The sequence below is a fragment of the Streptomyces longhuiensis genome, from assembly GCF_020616555.1.
GTDB classification, from domain to species: Bacteria; Actinomycetota; Actinomycetes; order Streptomycetales; family Streptomycetaceae; genus Streptomyces; species Streptomyces longhuiensis.
In genome coordinates this window covers 856,008-878,902 of sequence record NZ_CP085173.1, presented here as the reverse complement: position 1 = coordinate 878,902, position 22,895 = coordinate 856,008, and the positions used below count along the sequence as shown (strand labels likewise).

Genomic DNA, 22,895 nt, shown 5'->3' with positions numbered 1-22,895 from the left:
TTACTGTCCTGGGCAGAACGTTCCAAGTGGGGCTCTTTCTGAAATCGACATTACAGGATCCTCCGGTCCTCCGCCGTCGTTCGGGAGCGCTCCGTCGCGAGGAGAAGAATGACACCCCGTTCCACGGAATCCGCCCCCACCCGGGTCCTTCCGGTCATCGAGATCTCCGGCAGCCCGCTCGAGCGGGGCCGGCAGTACGGCGAGGCCGTGCGGCCCCAACTGCGCGCCGCTCTCGCCTACTACGAGGAGGCCTTCGGCCAGTCAGCCGGGCTGACCTGGGACCGCGTCACCGCCCGCGCCGCCCGCTGGCTGGAACCCGTACGCGACTACGCACCCCACCTCGTCGACGAGATGCGGGGCATCGCGGACGGCGCGGGAGTCGACCTGCTCGACGTCCTCGCCCTGAACGCGCGGGGCGAGGTCATCTACGACAAGTCCTTCGCGCAGATGGGGGCCGACGGCCGGGCCCCCGAGGAGGAGCCCGCCGAGGGCTGCACCTCCTTCGCCGCCTACGGCGAGGCCAGCGGCGACGGGCACGTCTACGCGGGGCAGAACTGGGACTGGCGCGCCGGGGTCGCGGACACCGTCGTCATGATCCGGATCGTCCAGCCCCCCGAACCCACCCTGATCATGCAGGTCGAGGCCGGCCAGATCGGCCGCCAGGGCGCCAACTCCGCCGGGATCGCCTTCAACGCCAACGGGCTCGGCGGCCGCTTCGACGACACGATCGGCCTGCCGCAGACCGTCGTGCGCCGCAGCGTCCTGGACCAGAGCAACATCACCGACGCCCTCGACGTGCTCTGCCGCACCCGCGCCCACATCGCCAGCAACGCCCTGCTGACCTGCCGCGAGGGCTTCGCCATCGACCTGGAGACCACCCCGGCGGGACACGGCTGGATGTATCCGACCGACGGCCTGCTGGTGCACGGCAACCACTACCAGGCAGGCGTCCCGGCCCAGTTGGCCGCCGCCGGCTACCGGCCCATGTCGTCCGACTCCCTGGTCCGCGTGCCGCGCGCCGAGCAGGGGCTCAGGGCGTTGCGCGGCTCCACGGGGCCCGACGAATCCCGCAAGATCATCCGCCACGCCATGTCGGACCACCTCGGTCTCCCCGAGTCCCTGTGCACCCACCCCGACCCCCGGCAGCCGGCCGTCAAGCACTGGACGACGCTCGTCTCCTCCCTGGCCGACCTGACCACCGGCGACTACCACGTGACCGCCGGAACCCCCTGCGACCGCGAGTACCAGCACCTCCCCTGGAACCTCTACGACGGCCCGTACGGCCAGAACTGACAGGAAATCAGCGATGACCCACACCAGTTCCAGCAGAAGGGCGGCCGTGGCCGCAGGCCTCGTCGCCGCGACGATCGCCGCGGCCGCGGGCTGTAGCGGAGCCACCCGGAACACCGCGGGCGGCTCCGCGACCGCCGACGCCGCCAAGCTCACCCTCCACCCCACGACCACCGCCGCCAAGGGCGAACTGGCCAACGCCGACTGGCTCCTGGAGGACGAGCCGGACTCGCTCGACCTGGACACCCAGGGCACCAGCGCGGGCCGCGTCGTCCTCACCAACGTCTGCGAACGTCTCTACCAACTGCAGCCGGACATGTCGACGAAGCCCCTCCTCGCCGAGAAGGCGGAGACGCCGGACGACAAGACCCTCGTCCTGACCCTGCGCTCCGGCGTCACCTTCCACGACGGCACCCCGATGACCGCCGACGACGTGCTGTGGAGCCTGAAGCGGCACGCCGACCCCGACATGGAACAGGGCGACGAGTTCGGCAACATCGCCGCGATGAAGAAGACCGGCGCCCGCCAGGTCACGATCACCTTCAAGGCGCCGGACGCCATGTTCTTCAAGGCACTCGCGGGCGACGCGGGCATCGTGTGGAACAAGGAGCAGGTCGAGAAGGCCGGCAAGGACTTCGGCACACCCGGACAGCCCGACGCCTGCACCGGGCCGTACGAGCTGAGCAGTTGGAAGTCCGGCGACTCCATCACCATCCGCCGCTACGACTCCTACTGGGGCAAGAAGCCGCTGACGAAGCAGGTCACCTTCCGCTGGGCCGCCGACAGCGCCCTCGTCAACGCCCTGACGACCGGCGCGGCCGACGGCGCGTACGCCGAATCGCCCAACACCGCCGCTGCCCTCCAGGGCAAGAAGGGCATCGAGCAGCACTACGGCCCCTCCACCGCGTCGCTCGTCCTCATCCCCACCGAACGCGGCGGACTGAAGGACGCCAAGGTCCGCCGGGCGCTGTCCCTCGCGCTCGACCGCAAGGGCATCGCCGCGTCCGGCTACGGCGGCATGGTCCAGCCCTGGGGCACCCCGGTCGGCTCCGGCGCCTGGGGCTACGAGAAGCCCGTCTTCGAAGCCGCCCAGAAGGCCGTCGACTACGCGCCCGCCAGCCCTTCGGCCGACGATCTCGCCACGGCCAAGCAGCTGGTGAAGGACTCCGGGGCCGATGCCGCCACCCCGATCGTGATCGGTACCGACGCCAGCCAGGGCCGCACCGTCATCGCCAACGCGGTCCGCGCGGCCCTCCAGCGGATCGGCCTCACGGGACAGATCAAGACCGTCCCGACCTCGCAGTTCGAGCAGTTCTACAGCGACCCGCAGGCCCGCGCCGACATCGACGTCCTGGCCGGCGACTGGTACATCTCCAAGGCCGACCCGATGGGCTTCTACGACAACGCCCTGTCCGACTCCTCGAACAACTGGGTCGGCTTCAAGGACGCGGCGTACGACACCGAGGTGAAGAAGGCACTCGCCACCCTCGACGACGCCCAGCGGGCCAAGCTCGCGGTCGACGTCCAGAAGAAGTTCACCGACGCCGCCGTGTGGATCTCCGTCGCCCAGGTCCCCTCCGTCCTCGTCCTCAACACGAAGCTCACCGGACCGCCCGCCTCCATGGCGTACCTCTACTACCCGTGGGCCGCCGAACTCGGCGCGAAGAAGGGCTGACCACCGATGCTTGCCCGGATCTCCCGGCGCCTCGCCGGACTGCTCGCCACCCTCGTCGCCGCGTCCTTCGTCATCTTTGCCGCGGTGTACGCCGCACCCGGCGACCCCGCCGTCTTCCTGGCCGGCGGCCGCGACAAACTCACCCCCGAAAAGCTCGACCTGGTGCGCGCGCAGTACCACCTCGACGAGCCGCTCGTCGTGCAGTACGGGCGCTGGCTCGGCGACTGTCTCCACTTCGACCTCGGCCGCTCCTTCAAGTACGGCGACCAGGTCGCCGACCTGGTCGCCGCTCGCTTCCCGACGACACTCGCCCTTGTCGCCTACGCGACCCTGCTCTTCGTCGTCCTCGGTGTCGGCGCGGGAATCCTCGCCGCCGTGCGCCGCGGCACCTGGATCGACTCGGCGGTCGTCGGCGGCACGACGCTCGCCGCGTCGGTGCCCTCGTTCGTCTCGGCCATCGCCCTGGTCGCCCTGTTCGGCGTACAGCTGGGCTGGTTCCCGGTGTCCGGCAGCGGCGAGGGCTTCGCCGGCGGCCTGCACCATCTGACCCTGCCCGCCCTCTCGCTCGCGCTCGGCGCGCTCGCCCTCATCAGCCGCGTCACCCGGCAGTCGATGGTCGACGCGGGCGCCGCCGACCACGTGGAGGCCGCCCGGGCCTCAGGCATCCCCGAACGCGAGATCGTGCTCCGGCACATCCTGCGCAACGCCCTCGGCCCGATCGTCACCATGTGCGGCCTCGTCATGGCGGGCATGCTCGCCGGCACCGTCGTCGTCGAGACCGCGTTCGGGATCAGCGGCGTCGGATCCCTGCTCGTCGGCGCGATCAACACCCACGACTTCCCGGTCGCGCAGGCCGTACTCCTCCTCATGGTCACCGGCTACATCGTGGTCACCACCCTCGTCGACCTGGTCCACCCGCTGCTCGACCCGCGGGTGAAGGAGGCCGCCGCATGAGCGCCCAGACCCTCGCACCCATCGGCCTGAAACCCGCGAAGGAACGGCGCCCCTTCGGCGTCGTCGTCGCGGGCGGCGTGATGACCCTCGTCGTGCTCGCCGCAGTCCTCGCACCCCTGCTCGCCCCGTACGCACCCGACACGATCGACCTCTCGGCGTCCCTCGTCGGCACGAGCGGCGACCACCTCCTCGGGACCGACTCCTCCGGGCAGGACCTGCTCTCCCGCGTCCTGTACGGAGCCCGCACCAGCCTCATCGCCCCGATCCTGCTGCTGGCCATCGCCGCACTCCTCGGCGTCACCCTCGGCACGCTCGCCGCCTGGCGCGGCGGCTGGGTGGACACCCTCGTCTCCCGCCTCACCGACGTCATGTACGCCTTCCCCGGGCTCCTGTTCACCGTCCTGATCATCGCCGTCTTCGGCTCCGGCATGACGACATCGGTGCTGGCGCTCGGACTCGCGTACACCCCGACCGTCGCCAAGTACACCCGCTCAGTGGCCCTCGCCGAGCGCCGCAAGCCGTACATCGACGCCTACCGGGTCCTGGGCATGGGCGGCGCAAGGATCTGTGCCCGCTTCCTCGTCCCCAACCTCGGCCGGGCCGTCGTCGGCTATCTCGTGGTCCTCTTCGGCGAGGCCCTGATGTCCCTGGCCACGCTCTCCTACCTGGGCTTCGGCGCCCAGCCGCCCAGCTCCGACTGGGGACTGATGGTCCAGGAAGGACAGGCCGCCGTCGTCCAGGGCGCGCTCCTGCCCGCCCTGGTACCGGGCTTCGCCATCGCCCTCGTCGTGGTGTCCTTCAACGTCGTCGGGGTCTGGGCCGCCGACCGACTCGGCAGCAGGAAGTAGCCATGCTCCTCGACATCGACAACCTCACCCTCCAACTGCCAGGCACCGCCCGGCCCGTACTCAACGGCGTCTCCCTCCAGGTGGCGAGCGGCGAAGTGGTCGGCCTGGTGGGCGAGTCCGGCTCGGGCAAGTCCACCACCGCCAAGGCGGCCCTGCGCACGCTGCCCGACGGAACAGCCATATCCGGATCCGTACGCGTCGACGGCACGGACGTCCTCGCCCTGACCGGCGACGACCTGCGCCGCCACCGCTCCCGTACGGTCGCCATGGTCCACCAGGACCCGCGCTCCGCCCTCAACCCGGTCCGCCGCGTCGGCGACTTCCTCGTCGAACGGCTGACGGGAACCGGCCTCGACAAGAAGACGGCCCGCACCCGGGCCGTCGAGCTCCTCGACACCGTCGGCCTCTCCGACCCCGAACGCCGCGCCCGCCAGCGCCCGCACGAACTGTCCGGAGGCATGCTCCAGCGCGTCGTCATCGCCGGCGCCCTCGCCGCCGACCCCAGGCTGTTGCTCGCCGACGAGGCGACCAGCGCCCTGGACGTCACCACCCAGGCGGAAATCCTCTCGCTCCTGCGCACCCTGCGCGCCGACCTGAGCCTCGGACTCCTGTTCATCACGCACGACCTCCACCTCGCCGCCGCGTACTGCGACCGCGTGTACGTCATGTACGCGGGCCGGGTTGTCGAACAACAGCCCGCCACCCAGCTCTTCGACCGGCCACGCCACCCCTACACGAAGGGACTGCTCGCCTGCTCGCCGACGCTGGGGGAGGGGCGGCGCGACCTGCGCCCGATCCCCGGGCGCCCGCCGTCCCTCGCGGACACGTTCGGCGGCTGCGAGTTCGCGGACCGCTGTGCCGACGCGGAACCCGCGTGCTCGACCTGGTCGCCCGCGCCGTCACCCCTGACCGGCGGGGGCAGCGCGACCTGCCGCCGACTGCCCGAACCCACCGGCCCGGGCCCGGGCCCACTGAAGAGGAGCGCCCGATGACCACCGAAGTACCGCAGGACGCCCCGCTGTTGGCAGTGAAAGGACTGCACAAGACATACGGTCTGCCCGGCGGAGGGCGTCTCACCGCGGCCGACAACGTCACCTTCACCGTCCCGGCGGGCGGCTCACTCGGCATCGTCGGCGAGTCCGGATCCGGCAAGACGACCGTCGCGCGCATGCTCGTGGGCCTCGTACAGCCTGACGCCGGCACCGTCTCCGTTTCCGGCCACACCCGCACCCCACGCACCCCGCGCGGCAGCCGGGCACGCCTCGCGCGGGCCCGCGAGATCCAGATGGTCTTCCAGGACCCGTACGTTTCCCTGGACCCCCGGCTCACGTCCCGCCAGTGCCTGACCACGGCCCTGCGCCTGCACGGTCGGGACGAGTCCCTCGCCGACGCACTCCTGGAACAAGTAGGCCTCGGCGCACGTGAGTCGGGGGCCCGGCCGCACGGCCTGTCCGGCGGCCAGCGTCAGCGACTCGCCATCGCGCGGGCGCTGGCGGTCGACCCCAAGGTGCTGGTCCTCGACGAGGCGGTGGCCGCGCTCGACGTGTCGATCCAGGCACAGATCCTGCACCTGCTCGAAGAGATCCGCCGCGACACCGGGGTTGCCCTCGTCTTCGTCAGCCACGACCTGGCGGTCGTCCAGCACATCACGGACGAGGCCGTGGTCATGCGCCGAGGCACCGTGGTCGAACAGGGCCCGACGGCCGATGTCCTGGCCGCCCCGCAGAACCCGTACACGCGGCTCCTGCTCGCCTCGGTGCCGCGCGCGGGCTGGGACCCGGCGGACGCGGTCAGGGCGCGGGCGGCCACGGTGTGAACGTTCTGATCGGCTGAGCCCAGTCGCGTGGGCCGTGGGGCGGCACCCCGCCGACAGCCCACGCGACTGGGCCCGTCGGCAGGGTGCCCTGTGGAAGCAACCAGGTCAGGACAGTGGCTCCACCCACACATCCCGGAATCGCACCTTGTTCCCGTGGTCCTGGAGCCGGATCGCCCCGGCCGCCGCGGACTCGGGGTCGCCCGCGCCCGTCGGGCCGTCGACCGCCACGTTGTCGTGGACCTTCTTGCCGTTCCACACCACCGTGACCCTGGCGTCGGACGTCTTCTTGCCGTCCGCGTCGAAGCGGGCCGCGCGGAACGTGATGTCGTACGTCTGCCAAGTCTCCGGCGCGGTGGACGCGTTGAGGTCGGCGGCCTTCTTCTGGTAGATCGCCCCCGCCTCGTTGTCCGCGAGCTTCTCCACGCCGAACGAGTCGAGGATCTGCACCTCGTAACGCTCCTGGAGATAGACCCCGCTGTTGCCCCGGTTCTGTCCGGTCACGTCGTCCGGCAGCTTCGGCACCCGGAACTCGACATGCAGCTTGAAGTCCTCGAAGTGCTGCTTCGTGCGCAGGTCGCCGCAGCAGACCTCCATGGACTTCTCGGCTGTGTGCGGCCATTCCGCGCTGCGGCCGTCCGAGTGCTGCCAGGCGGTGGAGATGCTCCCGCCGGAGAACAGGTCGATCCGGGCGCCGGGCCGGCGCACGTCGAGCGCGTCGAGATTCACATGACCGGTGTCACCGGCCCCGACGGCGTACGTGATCGTGTTGCGGCCCTTGCGCAGTGCGAGCCGCTCGGTCTTGGTGGACCAGCGGCTCCACTCGCCCGTGGACGGCAGGCTCGTCTGCTTCGGGTCACCGCCGTTGACCGTGACACTGATCGTCTTGGTGCCCGGTGCGGGGTGCGGGCCGTTCGCGTACCGCAGGCCCACGTCGTAGGTGCCCTTCTTGTCGACCACGACGTCGAAGCTCGCCTTCGCCCCCTGCTCGCCGAAGCCGTCGACGAAGCCCCCGCCGGTGTAGCCGACGTGCTCGGTGTCGATGCCGGCACTGCCGGAGAGCTTTGCCGACTCGGCGTCGTAGGTGGTGACCGGCTCCTCGGGACCAGGCTTGGCGTTGAGCGTGTACCAAGCCTCGGTGGACCACAACTGCTCGCCCTCGGACGACGAGAACGGGCGGGGCGACCGCACGTGCACCACGCGGTCCGCCTTCAGGCCCGGGATGGCGAGCCGGACCTTGCGGCGGTCGTCGGAGAGCTTCGCCGACACGACCGGCAGCGACTCCTCGTCGACCTTCGGGCCGCCGTACGCGGGTGTCGGCACGTAGCGCCACTGCTCGACGGAGTACGCGCCCTTGGTCAGCTTAGTCGCGGTCTCCTCGGACAGAGCCTTGGTGTAGGTGAGCTCGAAGCCGTCGCGGGTGGCGCGCATCGTCTTGATGTCGAAGGCGGTCTTCCCGGTCGGCGTCAGCTTCTGCAGCCCGAAGCGGAGCTTGCCCTCCTGGCCCCAGTTGCCGTCGGCGCCGAGCCCGCCGGTGTAGATCGCGCCGTCGGGCCCGGTGCTGATCCGGGTGATACCGGTCTCGAGTCCCTGCGTGTGCCGGAACACCGCACCCTGGTACTCGCCGGCGACCTTCTCCAGGTCGGCCCGCTGGAGCCCGCCGTACGTCACGTCACCGAAGACCATCTGCCCGGCGAACGGCCCCTTCTTCAACTGCATCGGCGTACTGGGCGAGTTGGCGATCTCGTTCTGCGGCAGCCAGAGCGCCGGCTTCGTGACGGGCTGGTCGTCGAAGGGACCGTCCGGGTTCATGTAGTGATTGAAGAACCGGTCCTGCTTGATGTGCACCAGCTTGGACGCGGGCAGCCAGCCACCCTGGTTGTCCGCGACGAACAGATCATTGCCCGGGCCGCGCCCGATCCCGTTCGGGGTACGCAGACCGCCGGCGAGGTAACTGACCTTGCCCGTAGCCTTGTTGACCTTGATGGTCGTACCGCGGTTCGGCGCGGGCTGCGGATCCGTGCTCGCTCCGCCGTAGTTGATCGCGACCGAAAGATTCAGATAGAAGTCGCCCTTGTCGTAGAGCAGCCCGAAGGCGAACTCGTGGAAGTTCCCGCCATACGGCCACTCGGCGATCTTCCGCTTCTCGTCAATGACGTCGTCGCCGTCGGTGTCGTCGAGCTCGGTCAGCTGATGCTTCTCGGAGACGTACAGCTTCCCGTCCACGTACTTGATCCCCATCGGCTCCTTGAGCCCCTCGGCGATCTTCTTGTACGTGACCTTGTCGGGCCCGGTGTCCCCGGTGACGTGGTCGAGGAGGTACACCTCGCCCTTCGTCTCGGTGCTGCCGCCCCAGGTGGTGATCGCAAGGCGGTCGTCGGGCAGCCAGTCCATCGCGGAGACCTGCGGCTCGAAGCCCTTGGGCCGCAGATCGGTCAGCTTGTAGCCGGGGTTGACCTCGGTCAGTGGCAGCCCGTCACCGGGGGTGTCGTACGTCCCCTCGCACTCCTTGCGGCCGGGCGCCGTCACTCGTACGACACCGGCGTCCGTACTCAGCACGGAGTTCGGCACGGTGGTGAACTCACTCTTTCCCGGCGGCTTCCACTGCAGGGTGACCTGCTGGCCACCGCCCGCGTCGAAGTGGTCGATGCGCAGCGACTGGTAGCCGGCATTGAGCGTGATCTCGCCGTCCTTGGGCTCGGCTCCGTGCAGCCCGTCGTGATCGATGACCTGCTGTCCGCCGAGGAAGAGCCGCGAACCGTCGTCACTGATGAGCCGGAATCCGTACGAGCCGGCTTCCGGCACGTTCAGATTGCCGATGATCTGCGAGACGAAGTTGTTCTCGAACCCGAAGCCGTCGGTGGACGTCCAGTCGGCGGTGGGGATCAGCTTGTCGACGTTCGGGGTCTGCGCGGGCTTCAGATCGCACAGCTTGCTCAGTGGTGACTGGATGTCGAAGACGCGCAGGGTCACCCCCGGTTCCTGCGGGGGCAGATCCGCGAACGGCCGTGGATGGTCATCGGCCGAGGCAGGCGCCGGGGCGACCAGACCGGCACCGAGGAGAGCGGTGAGCAGCAGCCCGGTGGCTCTTCGGGCGCCGCGACGTCTGGGGCGGGACATGTGCACGGGGCGTGGCGTCACTCTTCCTCCTGCGTGGTTCCGCTGTGGGTAACGCAGACTTCTGTGGCCGAGCGACGCTCAGCGTAGGGATGAGGTCGCGGAGCGTCCACACTTTGTCCACAGAAAAGAAGAACGGACGGGGAGTTGGCCGAGGACCTGCCATGGCATGACCGAACGGTGACGCCGATCCGGCAACCGTGCGCGATCGCTCGCGCCCTCACCCACGTCTACAGACTCGTTACATCGGACGACCCGTAAGGCTCGTCCCGCAACTGACGGGCCCTCCCCACCTGATGAGGGCATCGCCACACGACCCCGCAGGGGGATTGCCGCTCAGCGGTAACCAGAGCGTGCGGTTGAGGCTGAGCCGCGGGCAAAGTTGTGGTGATCCTGGCGTGGCTGGCGTGGCTGGCGTGGCTGGCGTGATCACGGCGTCGGAGCCTTCCCCCGTCCACCGTTCACCGGGCTGAGCCCGCGCCGTCTCAGCGAGCTGGTGACCGTACCGCTTCGCGTGAAGGTTCTCAGTTCCATCGCACGGCAAAGGCGCACAGGCAATGGAAAAGACAAAGGCAAGGAGAGAACTCTCCTTGCCACTCTCAACTTATAGCGCGTTGGGGGGCTTGCCGCAAGGCCCGGGTCATGGCGCAGAATCGTCCGCCGACGCCACAACCTGCGGAGACGCGGGCACGACGTGTGTGTTGGTGTCGACGTAGGGGGCGCGGTGACGTCGAACCGCTGGGGGACAGGCAATGGGGTTGCGGGGGGTGCGGGCCGCCCGACCGGGTGGAGTGGTCGGCCGGCTCTGCAGAGGAAACACAAGCAGGGATGAGGACGTGCGCGACAAGAAGTTCGACAGAGTGGGAGGTGCCGGTGATCCGACCGGCCACCGCAGTGCGACGCAGCACGGCTGCCTCGGAGGTAACGCAGTGATTGAGCAGTACGTGTTGGATCTTGAAGACGTCGACGGGACACAGGTCTCGGTCGTCGGCGGCAAGGGCGCGCACCTGGGCGGGCTGTCGCGGATCGAAGGCGTCCGCGTGCCGGGTGGCTTCTGCGTGACGACGGACGCTTTCCGGCGGATCATGGCGGAAGCACCGTCGATCGACGATCAGCTCGACCAGCTGTCGCGCCTGCACCCGGACGACCGGGAGGCCATCCGCAGGCTCAGCGCGCAGATTCGCCGGACCATCGAAGGGATCGCCGTCCCGGGCGATCTCGCCGCGGCGATCACCCGCGCGCTCGCCCAGCTCGGCGAGCAGGCCCCCTACGCCGTCCGATCCAGCGCCACGGCCGAGGACCTGCCGACGGCCTCCTTCGCCGGCCAGCAGGACACGTACCTGAACGTCGTGGGACCGACGGCGATCCTCCAGCACATCAGCCGTTGCTGGGCCTCGCTGTTCACCGAGCGGGCCGTGACCTACCGCCAGCGGAACGGCATCGACCACCGCACGGTCCACATGGCCGTGGTCGTGCAGCGCATGGTCTTCCCGCATGCGTCCGGCATCCTGTTCACGGCCGACCCCGTCACCGGCAACCGGAAGGTCGCCACCGTGGACGCCGGCTTCGGCCTCGGCGAGGCCCTGGTCTCCGGTCTGGTGAACCCGGACGTCTTCAAGGTGCGGGACGGCGAAGTCGTCGACAAGGCGATCGCCGCCAAACAGCGCGCCGTTCACGCCCTTCCGGCCGGCGGGACGCAGGAAGTCACGATCGACTCGCAGCAGCAGGAGCAGCCCGCGCTGACGGATGCGCAGGCCGTGCGGCTCGCGCAGCTCGGGCGGCGGATCGAAGCGCACTTCGGCCGCCCGCAGGACATCGAATGGTGCCTGGTCGACGACGGCTTCCAGATCGTGCAGAGCCGGCCGATCACGACGCTGTTCCCCATTCCCGAGAGCGGAGACCAGGACAACCACGTCTACGTCTCTGTCGGCCATGGGCAGATGATGACCGACCCCATGAAGCCCCTCGGGTTCTCCATGTGGCAGCTCACGGCCATGGTGCCGATGCACGAGGCCGGCGGCAGACTGTTCGTCGACGTCACCCGGCGCCTGGCCTCGCCCGCGAGCCGCGCCGGCCTCCTTGAGGCGATGGGCAAGGGCGATCCGCTGATCAGGCACGCTCTGGAGACCGTCCTCGACCGCGACGGTTTCGTCCCGACGCTCCCGGACGCGGGCCCCGGCGGGCCGCCGGCCGGCGGCCCGCCCGCCCCGATCGACACCGATCCGGCCGTCGTCACCGAGCTCATCGAGCGCAGCCGGGCATCCATCGCCGCCTTGGAGCGCGACATTCGGACGAAGACCGGACCGGCGCTGTTCGACTTCCTGCTGGAGGCCTTCGAGGAGCACAAGCGAGTGCTCAGTGATCCGCTGAGCATTCAGGCGATCATGGCCGGGATGGAGGCGACGTGGTGGCTCAACGACAAGCTGCAGGAGTGGCTCGGCGAGAAGAACGTGGCTGACACGCTGACGCTGTCCGCCCCCGACAACATCACCTCGGAGATGGGACTGGCACTGCTCGACGTCGCGGACGTGATCCGCCCGCAGCCGGAAGTGGTGGCGTTCCTGCAAGGCGTCGACGGCGATGACTTCCTGGACGACCTGGCGAAGCTCGCGGGCGGGACCGAGGCGCGCGACGCGATCGAGGCCTACCTCGACCGGTACGGCATGCGCTGCGTCGGCGAGATCGACATCACGAGGCCACGCTGGCGCGAGCGCCCCAGCACGCTGGTGCCCGTGATCCTCGACAACGTCAGGAACTTCGAGCCGGGCGCCGCCGAGCGGCGCTTCGAGCAAGGGCGGCAGAAGGCCCAGAAGAAGGAACAGGACGTGCTGTCACGCTTGCGCGCCCTGCCGGACGGGGACCGGAAAGCCGACGAGGTCAAGGGGATGATCGACCGGGTCAGAACCTTCATCGGCTATCGGGAGTACCCCAAGTACGGCATCATCAGCCGCTACTTCGTCTACAAGCAGGCTCTGCTGGCGGAGGCCGAGCTCCTCGTGCAGGCCGACGTGCTTCCTGAGAAGGAGGACGTCTTCTACCTCACCTTCCAGGAACTCCACGACGTCGTGCGCTCGCACCAGGTGGACGAAGAGCTCATCCAGCAGCGCAAGGAGGCGTTCCGTTCGTTCCACGCGCTCACGCCACCCCGGGTGCTCACCTCGGACGGCGAAGCCCTCACCGGGGCGTACCGGCGCGACGACGCGCCGGCAGGCGCCCTGATCGGCGTACCGGTTTCCGCCGGGACCATCGAGGGGCGGGCCCGCGTCATCCTCGACATGGCGGACGCCGATCTCGAAGCGGGCGACATCCTGGTCACGGCCTTCACGGACCCCAGCTGGTCTCCGCTGTTCGTCGGAATCGCGGGCCTGGTGACGGAGGTGGGTGGCCTGATGACCCATGGTGCGGTGATCGCCCGGGAGTACGGCCTGCCGGCCGTCGTGGGCGTGGAGCAGGCCACCCGGCTGATCCGGGACGGGCAGCGGATCCGCGTGCACGGAACCGACGGGTACGTCGAGATCCTGTCTTGACGGGCGATCACCCACCGGACAGCGCCCCTGATGAAGGTCCGAGGCTGAGCCGCGCCGGAGCCTCGGCCGGGCTTTCGGTGGTCGAGGAGGTCAGCAGCCCCGCTTGAGGCGTACGACGACGGGGGCGCCGAAGGGGTCACCGGACTGATTGACCTGGACGTGTCCGGCACCGAGCCATTCGTCGGTGCCGGGCACCTGGTGGATCTCCTCCAGCCACAAGGACTGGTTCGACGCTTTGCGGGCGCCGGTGGACACGGGGAGACGGTGGCGCTTGATCTTCACGCATGTGCCGCCGTCGGTGAGGTACCAATTGCCGTCCAGGAAAAGGCCGTTGTCGTCCTGGCCGACCGGCCTGCGCAGAGCGCAACCGCCCGGCGCGGGCTCCTGCTCGACCCACTTGGAGCCGTCCCAGCGCAGCCGGAGGAACTGGTCCGCGGGCTCGTCGTCGACCTCGCCGTGGTTGAAGGTGTTGATGCCGTACGCGCGGATCTCACCGCTGTCGAGGGCGAAGACCTGACTGAGGTCGGCGCCGGGTTCCGGTGGGACGGGGTCCTTGAAGTGCGCTTGTGGGGTGTCCACCGGTTTCCAGGACGTACCGTCCCAGTGCATCGAGGCGGGCTGGCTGTAGCCCTCGCCGGTGCCCAGTTCGGTGCCCGGCCCCGTTGACCGGCTGCCGACCGCCCAGGCGTCGTCCCGTCCAACGATTGCCAGGTCGGAGGTTCCGTAGGGCAGGCGGGTCGTGGTCCAGCGGGTGCCGTTCCAGTGCTGTGCCGTCTGCTTGGCGGCGTCGAGGGTCCAGATGTCGTCCGGGCCTGTGGCCTCGAAGTCACCGGCACTGCCTGGCGGAGGGTTCGGCACCGGCGACCAGCGCATGCCGTCCCACTGTGCCCAGCGGTTCATGGCGGAGGCATCTTCTGTGGTCTGCGACTGCGTCTGCGGCCGCAGCCACAACGTTTTCTCACCGACCTCTTCGAGGGAGGGTGGGTAGAGGCTGGTGCCGAGGGCTTCGGGCAGGGGCTCACGCTTCCACTGCGTGCCGTCGTAGTGCAGGAGGTGAGCATTTGAGTTGCCGTTGTTCTCGGTCGCCACCGCCCAGACGTCGTCCTTGGCCAGGGCGGCGACATCGGTGATCTTTCCGCTGAAGTCCGCGATGTGCTCGAACTCCCAGGTGAGGGAGCCGGCAGAGGTCTTCGGCGGGATGTTTTTGCTACTGGAGTCCGCCGTGCCACCGGAGTCCGAGGCGCATCCCGCGCCGGTGAGGAGGGTGGCAAGCACGGCGACGGTGACCATGCCGCTGCCGCTGCCGCTGCCGCTGCCGCTGTGACTGTGCCTGATGCCTGGCGCTCCGCGCATATCGCACCCCTCCTCGCTCCTCCCCGGAGCGACTCTCTGACGGGAGTCCCACCAACGCCGCGCGCATCTCCTCGCCCAGCCAGGACCCCTCACGGCCCGCCCGCCATTGGACGACGCTGGTGTCCCCTTCTCTCTCGTCCACCACGTCGGCGAGATCCACCTCTCGTGCGGCCAGAGTAATGACCTATTCCGCGTGGCCGAGTCTTTCCGTCGCGGCTACGGTTCTGCCCGTGAGTGTGGGAACGGAAGAGACCCGGCTGGTTGTGGTCCGCGGGAACTCGGCTTCCGGCAAGTCATCGGTGGCGGCCGGGATCCGGGACCGCTTCGGGAGGGGCCTGGCGCTGGTGGGGCAGGACAACCTGCGTCGGATCGTGCTGCGCGAGCGGGACGTGCCCGGCGGTGCCAACATCGGCCTGATCGACACGGTCGCCCGCTACGCGCTCGACGCCGGATACCACGTGGTGGTCGAGGGAATCCTGTACGCCGACCGCTACGGCGACATGGTCGCCGGCCTGGTCGGGGCCCATCGTGGTGTCTCCCGCTGCTACTACCTCGACATCTCGATCGAGGAGACGCTGGTGCGGCACGCGTCGAAGGCCGATCACGAGTATCTGGCCCAGGTCACTGAGCAGCACCTGCGTGACTGGTACCGGGAGCGGGACCTGCTTCCCGGCGGCCTGGAGTCGGTGATCGGTGCCGACAGCCGGCTTGATGCCACGGTCGAGCGCATCATGAACGAAACCGGCCTCGCGCACCTTCCTGCCTTGGACAGATAGCAGACAGCCGCACTTGAGGCGTGTCGTACCTGTGGTGCCGCCCTCTCCATGTCTGCGCCAGCACTATGATCGTCGCGGATCAGCCCCCAGCCGCAGGAGGCCATGATGTCCCACCCCTCCGTCCTCGCCGCGCTGACGTCCGCGTTGCGCAGTGGCTCGATCGAGGTCGTCGACCTGACGGCGCCGTTGTCGTCGTCCACGCCGGTGCTCCAACTGCCCGCCCAGTTCGGCCAGACCGCGGTCTTCGAACTGGAGGAGATCAGCCGCTACGACGACCGGGGACCCGCCTGGTACTGGAACAACTTCCGCAGCGGCGAGCACACCGGCACGCATTTCGACGCGCCCAATCACTGGATCACGGGGCAGGCGCTCGCCGACGTGGCATCCGTGCCCGCGCAGCAACTGATCGCTCCGGCAGCCGTGTTGGACTTCTCCGCCGAGGCGGCCGCGAACCCCGACTTCCTGGTCGAGATCGACCACGTCAAGGCGTGGGAAGCGAAGTACGGGCCACTGCCCGACGCGGGCTGGCTGCTGCTGCGCACAGGTTGGGACGACCGCTCGCACGCTCAGCAGGAGTTCCTCAACGCCGACGAGAACGGCCCGCACACTCCGGGACTCTCGGCGGAGTGCGCCCGTTGGGTCGCCGAGGAGTCGCCCGTGATCGGTCTCGGTGTTGAGACGGTGGGTACCGACGCCGGTCAGGCATCGGGCTTCGATCCGGCCTTCCCGTGCCATTCCTTCCTGATGGGCAGCGGCAAGTACGGCCTGACGCAGCTGCAGAACCTCGCCGCGCTGCCGCCGACCGGTGCCGTCGTCCTGGCCGGACCGCTGCCGATCGTCACCGGCTCCGGTGCCCCTGCCCGCGTGCTCGCGCTGGTGGAGCACGGATGAAGGTCGCAGAAGCGGTCGGCCGGGCACTGGCCGCGGCCGGCGTCGACCACGTCTTCGGCGTGGTCGGCTCGGGCAACTTCCATGTGACCAACGCTTTGGTCGCGGCCGGCGCCCGGTTCGTCGCGGCCCGCCATGAAGGCGGGGCGGCCACCATGGCCGATGCCTATGCCCGCATGAGCGGCACGGTGGCGGCGCTGTCGGTGCACCAGGGGTGCGGGCTGACCAATGCGCTCACCGGCGTCGCCGAGGCCGCCAAGAGCCGCACCCCGCTGCTCGTCCTCGCGGCGGAGACCACCGAGACCAACTCGAACTTCTACGTCGACCAGGACGCGCTGGCGCACTCGGTGGGCGCGGTCAGCGCGCGGGTGACCTCGGCCGAGGACGCGGTCGAGCAGGCATGCGCCGCCGTGCGCCGTGCCCTGCACGAGCGCCGTACCGTACTGCTCAATCTCCCGTTGGAGATCCAGGCCCTGGACGTCCCCACCAGTACTCCGGTCTCCCCGCCTCCCGAACGGATCCCGGTCGAGCCCGAGTCGGACGCCGTCGCCGAACTGGTGCAGACCCTCGAACGCGCGGAGCGCCCTGTCTTCGTCGCCGGCCGGGGAGCGCGCACGCCCCACGGGCGCGACGCCCTGGTCGAGCTCGCCGAGAGGCACGGCGCGCTCCTGGCCACCTCTGCTGTCGCCCGCGGGCTGTTCCACGACAATCCGTGGTCGCTCGACGTGTCCGGCGGCTTCTCCTCGCCCCTGACCGCCGAACTGGTACAGGGCGCGGATCTGATCGTGGGCTGGGGCTGCGCGCTGAACATGTGGACGATGCGGCACGGCCGGCTGATCGCCGCGGACGCCACTGTCGTCCAGGTCGACGACGACCCCGCCGCCCTCGGCCGGCACCGCACCATCCACCTCGGCATCACCGGGGATGTCGAACGCACCGCACGGCGCGCCCTCGAGACGAGCGGAGGCCAACGGCCCGGCTACCACACCCTCGCCATCAGAGAGGCCATCGCCGCACACGTGCGCTGGCGGGACGTGTCCTACAAGGACGAGAGCAGCCATGAGCGCATCGACCCACGCACGCTGAGCATCGCGCTGGACGACCTGCTGCCCGCGGAGCGCGTGATGGGAGTGGACTCAGGGAACTTCATGGGCTACCCCTCCATGTTCCTGTCCGTGCCCGACCACAACAGCCTGTGTTTCACCCAGGCGTTCCAATCCATCGGCCTTGGCCTTTCGACGGCGATCGGTGCTGCGCTGGCCCGGCCCGACCGGCTGCCCGTCGCCGCCCTCGGGGACGGCGGCGCGCTGATGAGCGCCGTAGAACTGGACACGGTCCGCCGCCTGGGCCTGCCGATGGTGGTCGTCGTCTACAACGACGACGCTTATGGGGCCGAGGTCCATCACTTCGGCCCCGGCGAATTCCCCCTGGACACAGTCGTGTTCCCGCCCACGGACATCGCCGCCGTCGCCCGGGGCTACGGCTTCGAAGCGGTCACCGTCCGCGCCCTCGCCGACCTCGAACCGGTCCGGGACTGGGTCGCCGGGCCGCGCTCCACACCCCTGCTCATCGACGCCAAGGTCACCGCCGAGCATCCGTCCTGGTGGCTGGAGGAGGCTTTCAAGGGTCACTGACAGACGGCGAAAGGCCCTGTCTATTCGTGCGTTCCGGCAGCCGACCGGCCATCGAATGGGCCGTGGGCGGCGACCTTTGCCCACACCGATGGCGGCATCGACGACGACGGCAGCGGAAGCGAAGGTGTCGGTGAACTTCCCGACACGGTCCGGCAGCGGAGCGGTGTGCCTCTTCGTATGCTCGCCGGCGTCGGCCGAGCGGTTCGCCGCGGATACGTTCGTAGCCTCACGGCGAACAGTCATGGGCCGGCGGACCGGCAACCGCGGCTGGGCCGTGACCGGTGACGGCACGCATGAGGTCCGGGCCTGTCATCGCCTGCCGCCCCGTGTGCGCAGGACGAGTGCGCCGGCCACGGCGAGGCCGCCCACACTGAGTGCGGTGAGTGTGCCGCGCGAGCCGAGCGCGCGGCGCGGGCCGGCGGTCAGCAGGGACCATCGGGCCTGGACGGACAGCACGCTTCCGATGCTCTGAAGAGACCCGTACGACACCAGCGACATTGCGGACCCGATCGAGCCGACGGACAGTGCGGAGCCGATCGATCCGATGGACAGCGCGCTGCCCACCGATCCGATGGACAGCACGGATCCCACGGAGCCGATCGACAGGAAGGAGTCCCTGGACCACAAGGAGAGCGGCGATCCTCCGACTGCGCGGGAAGCGAAGTGCGTCATGGGGGCATTGTGCCGTGGGAAGGGGCGGTTCGCGCTGTCGACGCCGGCATCGCCTCCGCGAGCGCAAGGCCGAGCACTTCCCTGTGTTCGCAGTCGTTGCCGCCGGACTCATCCGGCCGCCGTCGCCTCGTCGGTGCGGACGGGCGGCACCGGTCAGTGTGAGACGGTTCCGACGCTGGTGACCCAGACGGGGAAGGGGCTGACATCTTGCCCGGCCGCGGTGCGTTCCGCGTTCTTTCCGGCATCCGGATTCGACCAGGTGACGACGCCCGGCTGACGGCCGGCGAGGAATCCCTCGATGACCGGTCCGAGATCACCGGAATGCACGTAGGAGCCAGCGAACGGCAACTCATTCGGGGGCACCGATCCGGTTGAGCACCGGAGCTGCCCAGCCTGTTCGTCGTGCCAGACGTAGAACGTCGCCACACCGTGAAAGTCCAGGTCGCGAATGCGGGACCGGATGGCGGAAGCGGTCCGCTCGAAGGCAGCCACCACCTCGGGGACGGACAACGACATCCTGTCCTCGTCCTCCGCACCGAGCCGCCAGGTGTTGGTCTCCCATTCCACCTGCCGGTCATCCGGCTCCAGCACCAGAGGTTCGGCCGCCACCTCGGCGATCCATGTCAACAGCACCACAGGAGTATCCCTGCACAGTTCAGTTCCAGGAACCGCCATGGGGAGCGGCGTCCAAGGACGACAGTGACCAGTGGGGACTGCGACTTGTCCTGTGGGGGTCCGGTGCGGTCGACTCATGGGTCCGGGGCTCCTGTTCGTGGACCGTGCCGCCGATCCGATTCAGGCGTAGCGGTCGAAGAGGGCTTGCACGTAACCCTCCAACCTTCCGGTCAGTACCGTGGGCGTCAGATCAGCGCGGTCCAGCTCACGCCAAGGGGCGGCGACTTTCTCGGCGTCCGGAGCAAACGCCAGGGCGTTCAGCAGCCGCCAGTAGAGATGGGCGGCCGGGTCTTCGGCCAGCATCCCACCCGCCTCCGCGTATCGGTCGGCGAAGTCCATGCCGGTCGGCACCCCGTGCAGCAAGGCCAGGGCCGTCGAGCAGTGGGCCACGTCCAGGTCAGCCGGCCCCCAGGAAGTCTCCACCCAGTCGACGACGCCGCTGATCTGCAGACCGTCGCCCATGCCGGTGAACAGGACGTTGCCGGGATGGAAGTCGCGGTGCAGGAAGCAGGCCCGGTGGCCCGGGGGCTCCCGTCGGATGGCATCCACGGCCCGTCGCCACAGCTCAGGCCGCTCGGTGTTTTGAGGTGGACTCACCCGCTCGGGAGAAGTCCACGCCTGATAGGTACGAGGCTGTGCCCTTGCGGTCACCCGCAGCAGGTGGATACGCAGCAATTGACGGGCCAGCAGTACGGAACGCTGGTCAACTCCTTCGTCTCCCAGGCGCACGCTTCCGGGCAGCAGGGACATCAGCAAGGAGGGGTGGTCGCAGTGCTGCGCCGTTGCATCCACGGCCACCAGTGTGGCCGCAGGCACGTCCGTATCGCCGAGCAGACGCAGAATGGCCGCCTCGCGAGTCAGCAGACCCTCTGCGTGTCGGAGAAAGAAGGGCTTGACGAAGGACCGCAGGACCAGTGAGCGTCGACCGCCCGGCCCGTAGATGCCCAGGCGGCGCATCTCTGACGTCCAGCCGCCACGTAACCGGGAGACATCTTCGATGCGCTCCGTCTCGGACAGCTCCTTCTCCACCCACGCGCGCGTCGCACACCAGTCCTGGCCCTCAAGTTCTGCACCGATGCGCTCGACACCCTCGCCCGTAGCCATGGGGGCAGGCTATCCACCTCGCCAACGGACGCGCCCCTTGGTCAACCCACCCGCCACTTTTGACCGTTACTCCGGGAGGGGGCCTGGTGGGCCGCGAGTGTCCCGGGTATGCCGAACAGTTCACTGAGGACCCGGATGGGCGAGGGTGGGTGAACTGCGTCCGGAGATCCATGGGCTTCCTCCCGTCGGGAGAACAACTGCAACGTCTCGACGCGGAGTTCGTCGGTCAGCGCGACAACGCGGGGGAGTCGAGTCCCAGCGTCCGCATCCGGCGTGCGGTCAAGGAGTGCGCGAGTGGGATTCGCAGGCGACGGCGGTGGGTGGGTGCCCGTCGCGGTGGTGATGTTCTGCACGGTCACCAACGGCGTCAGTGGCCGGGGAACAGGAATCTCTCCGCCCGCCAAGCATCCCCACAGGGCATGGAGGCTCTGAGCCGGGAGGCGGCTTCCGATCGTGTTGTGGGTGCCGGACGCAGCACCTGGTGCGGGCAGGCGATCGGGCGTCAAACGCCGTTGTCAGTGCCTCCGCATAGAGTGAAAACATCACTTGGGGAGCCTTGGAGGGGGAGCAGAAACATGTCCGCAAACAAGATCAAGCACAAGGTGAATCACGTCGCGCTGGTCGTTGATTGTTCCGGTTCCATGCGCCCGCACCAGAATCAACTCATCCGCGTAGTGGACGAGTTCGTGGCCGGCCTGAAGGCCGAATCGGACAGCCTCGGACATGAGACCCGGATCAGTCTCTACTCTTTCGATCACCGGGTGGAGAATCTCGTCTGGGACATGGACGTGAAGCATCTGCCGTCCATGCGGGGTCTGTACCAGGTCAACAATGGGGCTACGGCCCTCATCGAGGCTTCCTTGAAGTCTCTGGACGACCTGGGCCACATCTGGGAGGAATACGGCGAGCACAGCTTTCTCCAGATCGTGGTGACGGACGGCGAGGAGAACGCCTCCGGCGGCGACAGGCGGCACGACGGCGATCCGACCATCCTCGGCCCCTGGCTCGACAGGATCACAGCGACGATGGGCGGGCTTCCGGGGCACTGGACTTCCGCGATCCTCGTTCCGAACTCCCTGGCCAAGCGCACCGCGCAGAACTACGGGTTCCCGGCCGGAAACATCGCCATCTGGGATGCGGACTCCCAGAAGGGCGTCGAGGAGGCGATCGGCACCGTGCGCGCCGCCGCGACCAGCTTCCTCCGGGGCCGCGAGCAGGGAGTGCGCGGCACGAAGAACCTGTTCGCCGTCGGTCAGGACATATCGGTCGACGAGGTGCGGGCGAACCTCGAACCCGTTCCGGCCGACAAGTACCGGCTCCTGAAGGTCGACAAGGAGATCGAGATTCGCCCCTTCGTCGATTCGCATCCGGGAGTGACGTACGAACGTGGAGCGTGTTACTACCAGCTGGGCGCCCGGGCTCAGGTTCAGCAGAACAAGGAAGTCATCGTGGTCGAGAAGGACACCGACCGCGCCTATACGGGCGACGCGGCGCGCAGTCTTCTGTTCGGTACGGGGATCCAGGGAACTGTCTCGGTGAAGGCGGGGAACAATCCCAAGTTGGAGGTGTACGTGCAGAGTCGTTCGGTGAACAGGAAGCTCAAGCCGAATACACGTCTGCTCATCATGCTCTGATGGAAAGTTCAAGCCGTCCGGGCTGAGTCGCGAAAATCCGAGACGGTCATAGGCGAACGCTGTGAGCCGATCGACGGGCTCATGGGCGGGCAGGGCGGTGGAGTCGCGGCGCCGACACGGCGGCTCCACCGCCCTGCCGGGGATTGGTAGGGGATCAAGCCGTAGTCCGGTGCATCTGTCAGGAGTCGGCCGAGGGGGTGCCGCCGCGGCTGCCTTGTACGGGCCGTAGATGTACGCGCTGGTGTTGGTGCGTGCCCGTGCCGGGTTCAGGGGATGCGAACGGGGCACCCCCGCACGGCTGCGTGCACGGGGTCGAGGCGCAGTCGGCGACCGACTTGTAGCACTCGCCGAAGCCGAAGCCGAAGCCGAAGCCGAAGCCGAAGCCGAAGCCGAAGCCGAAGCCGAAGCCGAAGCCGAAGCCGAAGCCGCTCGGCTTGAGGCTTCCGGCTGAGGAGCATGCGGGCCAAGTTCCCGTGCTTGTAGGGGTGTTGGTCGTGGAGTTGACCACGTAACCGGTCCAGGTGTCAGTCCGGTCGGGGCCCGGCCGTGCTGCCGAACCAGAAGTGGGAAGTGGGCTCCGGTCGCTTCGGTCCGGGGGCGTTTGCCGCCCTTCCCTCCGAAGTGGGTCCCAAGGTGGTGGTTGTCTGTCTGGCTGCAGGGGAGCACGCGCGGCTCGAAACGGCACGCCCCACCGAGCAGTTGGACAAGGCCGTCAACCGCTGGGTCGCCGACATCCTCGCCTGTGCCCCCACGTCATTGCGAGCCATCAAGCAGATGGTCCAGCGGGGCAGCGGGCTCTCGCCGCAGGACGCCCACAAGCTGCGTACGCCGGCGCTGATGGCGGCGCTCGACAGTGAGGACGGCAAGGAGGGCGTGCTCGCCTTCCAGCAGAAGCGGCCGCCGGTCTGGCCGGGACGATGAGGGGAGCGGGGAGC

Annotated in this window: 18 protein-coding genes; 12 read left to right on the top strand and 6 right to left on the bottom strand. The window is 68.9% G+C overall.

Annotated elements, in window-relative coordinates:
- The first annotated feature begins 108 nt into the window (after positions 1-108).
- From LGI35_RS04210 to LGI35_RS04185, 6 genes are read left to right on the top strand one after another with little or no spacing between them, the layout of a single operon-like run.
- Positions 109-1,293, top strand: coding sequence for a C45 family autoproteolytic acyltransferase/hydrolase (locus LGI35_RS04210; RefSeq protein WP_227292543.1), 1,185 nt, complete (start codon positions 109-111; stop codon positions 1,291-1,293).
- 13 nt (positions 1,294-1,306) lie between these two features.
- Positions 1,307-2,965 (top strand): ABC transporter substrate-binding protein, encoded by a 1,659-nt coding sequence (locus LGI35_RS04205; RefSeq protein ID WP_227292542.1) that lies wholly within the window; start codon positions 1,307-1,309, stop codon positions 2,963-2,965.
- 6 nt (positions 2,966-2,971) lie between these two features.
- On the top strand, positions 2,972-3,919 hold the full coding sequence (locus tag LGI35_RS04200; protein ID WP_227292541.1) for an ABC transporter permease: 948 nt from the start codon (positions 2,972-2,974) through the stop codon (positions 3,917-3,919).
- Entirely contained in the window at positions 3,916-4,767 is an 852-nt protein-coding gene (locus tag LGI35_RS04195; protein WP_227292540.1) for an ABC transporter permease, read from the top strand. The genes LGI35_RS04200 and LGI35_RS04195 overlap by 4 nt, the downstream gene beginning before the upstream one ends.
- 2 nt (positions 4,768-4,769) lie before the next feature.
- A complete protein-coding gene (locus LGI35_RS04190) occupies positions 4,770-5,759 on the top strand; it encodes an ABC transporter ATP-binding protein (RefSeq protein ID WP_227292539.1) in 990 nt (329 codons plus the stop codon).
- Positions 5,756-6,583 carry an ABC transporter ATP-binding protein gene (locus LGI35_RS04185; protein ID WP_227292538.1) on the top strand — a complete coding sequence of 276 codons (828 nt, stop codon included), beginning with the start codon at positions 5,756-5,758 and terminating at the stop codon, positions 6,581-6,583. The genes LGI35_RS04190 and LGI35_RS04185 overlap by 4 nt, the downstream gene beginning before the upstream one ends.
- A gap of 105 nt (positions 6,584-6,688) precedes the next feature.
- Here the strand turns inward: LGI35_RS04185 and LGI35_RS04180 are convergent, their stop codons facing one another.
- Entirely contained in the window at positions 6,689-9,700 is a 3,012-nt protein-coding gene (locus LGI35_RS04180; RefSeq protein ID WP_227300193.1) for a 3-keto-alpha-glucoside-1,2-lyase-like domain-containing protein, read from the bottom strand.
- A 926-nt stretch (positions 9,701-10,626) separates the two neighbouring features.
- On the opposite strand from LGI35_RS04180, the gene rph reads away from it, so the two are divergent.
- Complete coding sequence (gene rph / locus LGI35_RS04175) at positions 10,627-13,224, top strand: rifamycin-inactivating phosphotransferase (RefSeq protein WP_227292537.1); 2,598 nt, start codon at positions 10,627-10,629, stop codon at positions 13,222-13,224.
- A 90-nt stretch (positions 13,225-13,314) separates the two neighbouring features.
- Here rph and LGI35_RS04170 read toward each other — a convergent pair whose 3' ends face one another.
- Complete coding sequence (locus tag LGI35_RS04170; protein WP_227292536.1) at positions 13,315-14,577, bottom strand: hypothetical protein; 1,263 nt, start codon at positions 14,575-14,577, stop codon at positions 13,315-13,317.
- A 179-nt stretch (positions 14,578-14,756) separates the two neighbouring features.
- On the opposite strand from LGI35_RS04170, the gene LGI35_RS04160 reads away from it, so the two are divergent.
- From LGI35_RS04160 to LGI35_RS04150, 3 genes are all read left to right on the top strand, one after another.
- On the top strand, positions 14,757-15,353 hold the full coding sequence (locus tag LGI35_RS04160) for a P-loop NTPase family protein (RefSeq protein ID WP_227300192.1): 597 nt from the start codon (positions 14,757-14,759) through the stop codon (positions 15,351-15,353).
- A gap of 105 nt (positions 15,354-15,458) precedes the next feature.
- Positions 15,459-16,244: a cyclase family protein gene (locus LGI35_RS04155; RefSeq protein WP_227292535.1), complete on the top strand. Its 786-nt coding sequence runs from the start codon at positions 15,459-15,461 to the stop codon at positions 16,242-16,244.
- Positions 16,241-17,875 carry a thiamine pyrophosphate-binding protein gene (locus tag LGI35_RS04150; RefSeq protein ID WP_227292534.1) on the top strand — a complete coding sequence of 545 codons (1,635 nt, stop codon included), beginning with the start codon at positions 16,241-16,243 and terminating at the stop codon, positions 17,873-17,875. Before LGI35_RS04155 ends, LGI35_RS04150 begins: the two co-directional genes overlap by 4 nt.
- Before the next feature lie 309 nt (positions 17,876-18,184).
- On the opposite strand, the gene LGI35_RS04145 is transcribed toward LGI35_RS04150, so the two are convergent.
- The 3 genes from LGI35_RS04145 to LGI35_RS04135 form a co-directional block, all read right to left on the bottom strand.
- Positions 18,185-18,547, bottom strand: a complete 363-nt coding sequence (locus LGI35_RS04145; RefSeq protein WP_227292533.1) for a hypothetical protein — start codon at positions 18,545-18,547, stop codon at positions 18,185-18,187.
- A gap of 153 nt (positions 18,548-18,700) precedes the next feature.
- Positions 18,701-19,183, bottom strand: coding sequence for a hypothetical protein (locus LGI35_RS04140; RefSeq protein ID WP_227292532.1), 483 nt, complete (start codon positions 19,181-19,183; stop codon positions 18,701-18,703).
- 159 nt (positions 19,184-19,342) lie between these two features.
- Complete coding sequence (locus LGI35_RS04135) at positions 19,343-20,326, bottom strand: phosphotransferase family protein (RefSeq protein WP_227292531.1); 984 nt, start codon at positions 20,324-20,326, stop codon at positions 19,343-19,345.
- Between the two features lie 575 nt (positions 20,327-20,901).
- Between LGI35_RS04135 and LGI35_RS04130 the strand changes: the two genes are divergently transcribed.
- On the top strand, positions 20,902-21,960 hold the full coding sequence (locus LGI35_RS04130; protein ID WP_227292530.1) for a vWA domain-containing protein: 1,059 nt from the start codon (positions 20,902-20,904) through the stop codon (positions 21,958-21,960).
- Positions 21,961-22,138: 178 nt separating this feature from the next.
- Here the strand turns inward: LGI35_RS04130 and LGI35_RS04125 are convergent, their stop codons facing one another.
- Positions 22,139-22,468 carry a hypothetical protein gene (locus tag LGI35_RS04125; RefSeq protein ID WP_227292529.1) on the bottom strand — a complete coding sequence of 110 codons (330 nt, stop codon included), beginning with the start codon at positions 22,466-22,468 and terminating at the stop codon, positions 22,139-22,141.
- A 38-nt stretch (positions 22,469-22,506) separates the two neighbouring features.
- Between LGI35_RS04125 and LGI35_RS04120 the strand changes: the two genes are divergently transcribed.
- Positions 22,507-22,881 (top strand): Clp protease/crotonase-like domain-containing protein, encoded by a 375-nt coding sequence (locus LGI35_RS04120; protein ID WP_227292528.1) that lies wholly within the window; start codon positions 22,507-22,509, stop codon positions 22,879-22,881.
- Positions 22,882-22,895: the final 14 nt, after the last annotated feature.